Annotated in this window: 1 protein-coding gene; it reads left to right on the top strand. The window is 69.3% G+C overall.

Going from position 1 to position 1,524, the window contains the following annotated elements:
• The coding region (locus HR086_RS46775) for a non-ribosomal peptide synthetase (protein WP_174468903.1) at positions 1-1,524 on the top strand (1,524 nt) is incomplete at both ends.

Below are 1,524 nucleotides of genomic sequence, written 5' to 3'. Positions count from 1 at the left end.
CCCTGCCTCCTTCCGCCCTCCCCGCGTCGCTCGCCTATATCGACTTCACCTCCGGCTCCACCGGCAAGCCCAAGGGCGTTGGCTGCACCCACAGCGGCGTCATCCACATCCTCGTCGGCGTCGACTACACCCGCTTCGGGCCCGAGCAGACCCACCTCCTCCTCGCGCCCATCTCCTTCGACGCCACCACGTTCGAAATCTGGGGCGCCCTGCTCCACGGCGCGCGCCTCGTCGTCCTCCCTCCTCAGGCCCCCTCGCTCGAGGAGCTCTTCCAGACTGTCGCTCGACACGGCGTCACCACGCTCTGGGCCACCAGCGGTCTGTTCTCCCAGCTCGTCGAGAGTCGTCTCCCCGCGCCTCCTTCACTCCAGCGCGTCCTCACTGGCGGCGACATCGTCTCGCCCCTTCATGTCCGACGCGCGTTGCAGGACTGGGGCGTCTCCGTCACCAACTGCTACGGCCCGACGGAAACCACCGTCTTCGCCACGACCTTCCTGGTCGCTCGGCCCGAGGACGTTGGCGCAACGGTGCCCATCGGCAAGCCCACCAACGGCACCCGCCTGCTCGTCCTCGACGCCTCGCTTCAGCCCGTCCCCATCGGCATCACCGGTGAGCTCTTCATCGGTGGTGACGGCCTGGCGCGCGGCTACGTCGGCCAGCCTTCACTCACCGCGGAGCGGTTCATCCCGGACCCGTTCTCCTCCGTCCCTGGGGCGCGCCTCTATCGCTCCGGCGACCTTGTCCGCTGGAGCCACGACGGGACGCTCGCCTTCATCGGTCGCGCCGACGCGCAGGTGAAGGTGCGCGGCTTCCGCATCGAGTTGCCCGAAGTCGAAGCCGCGATGCTCGCGCATCCCTCCATCCGCGATGCCATCGCCATCGCTCGCGAGGACGCTCCGGGCGACAAGCGGCTCGTCGGCTACTTTGTCGGCGACGACCTGGACGCCGTCTCCCTCCGAGCCTTCCTCAAGTCTCGGCTCCCTGAGTACATGGTGCCGTCGTCCCTGCTCCGCCTGGACGCGCTCCCTCTCACCGCCAACGCGAAGATCGACCGCAAGGCACTGCCTCCTCCCGAGGCCGTGCTCTCTGCTCCCTCCTCCACCTACGTCGCGCCGCGCACGCCCACCGAGGAGCTGCTCGCCTCCATCTGGGCGCAGGTCCTTCGCGTCCCACAGGTCGGCATCGAGGACGACTTCTTCGCGCTCGGCGGACATTCGCTGCTCGCCACGCAGCTCGTCTCGCGCATCCGCAACACCTTCAAGGTGGAGCTGGCGCTGCGGGAGCTGTTCGAGGCCCCCACCATCGAAGCGCTGGCCCGACGGCTCGATGCGGCGACCCTCGCGGGCAAGGGCACGGTGCGGCCTCCGCTCGTCCTGGTGCCGCGCACGGGCGAGCTGCCGTTGTCCTTCGCGCAGCAGCGCCTGTGGCTCATCGACCAGCTCGAGCCCGGAAGCTCCACCTACAACATTCCCCTCGCCCTGCTCCTGCAAGGGCCGCTCGAGGTGGACGCGCTCCAGGGCGCCT

This window comes from Myxococcus sp. CA039A, assembly GCF_013336645.1.
Taxonomy (GTDB): domain Bacteria; phylum Myxococcota; class Myxococcia; order Myxococcales; family Myxococcaceae; genus Myxococcus; species Myxococcus llanfairpwllgwyngyllgogerychwyrndrobwllllantysiliogogogochensis.
Note: the sequence above shows the minus strand (reverse complement) of the source record. Positions and strands in the feature narration are given on the sequence as shown.